The sequence below is a fragment of the Vibrio sp. Vb1574 genome (assembly GCF_033338675.1).
The window spans coordinates 1-1,186 of record NZ_JAWOTC010000326.1; the positions used below are offsets into that span (position 1 = coordinate 1).

The window sequence follows — 1,186 nt, forward strand, 5'->3', positions numbered from 1 at the left end:
TTCACTCCGACTTAGCAGAGCTTACTGATCCTGAAGTGCGATCTTTTGTCGACTTAATGGATATGATTGTGGTGGTGGTAACGGCAGATGCCCTGAGTTATCTCACTCTTCAGTCTTGGCTACAACATGAAGAGCTATCGAGATTGCTTCGCTCTGACAAATTACGTTTTTTGGTGAATAAGTATCAGCCAGAAACCGAAATTGGTCGTGATTTCATGTTGGTGCTGAAAAAGGAACTTAGCGAATCGTTGATTCCTGTTTCGATTCATCGAGATACGGCATTGCTTGAATGTGTGGCAAACCTGACGACCGTTCAACACTATTCGCCATCGAGCCAAGCCGCAAAAGATTTTCAGTCTTTTGCTTTTTGGTGTGTATCAGCGTTATCAAGCGCTCAGGACCAAAGCTAATTTATGCGAAGTCTTAATCTGATTTTCCAACGCTGGGTAGTGGACCAATTCAGACTACAGAAGAAAGCTTACGAGCAAGCCTGGAATTGCAAAACAAACTGGGTTGGTGAGTGTGCTTTGTCTTTTTGGTTTTCATTGAGTTTTGTATTTTTAAAGCCGGTTATTTCGGGTGTTCCCTCATGGAAACTGCCTTTGGTTTACTATCCAAACGTTAATTTTGCTGCGCCAAGATGGTTTGATCCTGTACGTTTTATTATCCAAAGCGTGTGGTTGCTTTGCTTCAAGCAAAACGTAAATACAGCATGGTCCAAAAAAACCAGCAGCTTAGCGATGACTTTAGCCGAGCAAATTCGCAATGCGTTCTACTTGCCATTTGAATTGGTTGCAAAAGGCGTCCGCTGGTTAGAACAGACAGCGAACAACATCAAAGATCCACAAGTTCGAGAGCGTATTAAAGCAAGTAAGTCAGCGATGGCGTTGAACTACACCTTGCTGTTTTTCGTGGTGTTAATCGCTTTGCTTTGTTTTACGGTGCCATTTGGTTATCAGGCTCAGACTGTCTTTGTGTTGTTACTCTGGGCATTAGCGATGATGGTTCGTCGCATGCCGGGTCGTTTTCCTACCATGCTTTTGATCATCTTGTCGGTTACGGCCTCATGTCGATACTTGTGGTGCCGTTATTCGTCTACCCTGAACTGGGACGATCCTGTTGCTTTGTTTCTAGGGGGCGTTTTACTTCTAGCTGAGACGTATTCTTGGATTGTGCTGATGCTTGG

Annotated in this window: 1 protein-coding gene and 1 pseudogene; both read left to right on the forward strand. The window is 44.0% G+C overall.

The genetic code is table 11. The features are described from left to right. Positions 1-410: cellulose synthase operon protein YhjQ/BcsQ (locus R7O12_RS25920; protein ID WP_318126924.1), on the forward strand; the 410-nt coding region annotated here is incomplete at its 5' end. 3 nt (positions 411-413) lie between these two features. Next, a pseudogene (locus R7O12_RS25925) lies at positions 414-1,186 on the forward strand (UDP-forming cellulose synthase catalytic subunit); the annotation flags it as partial.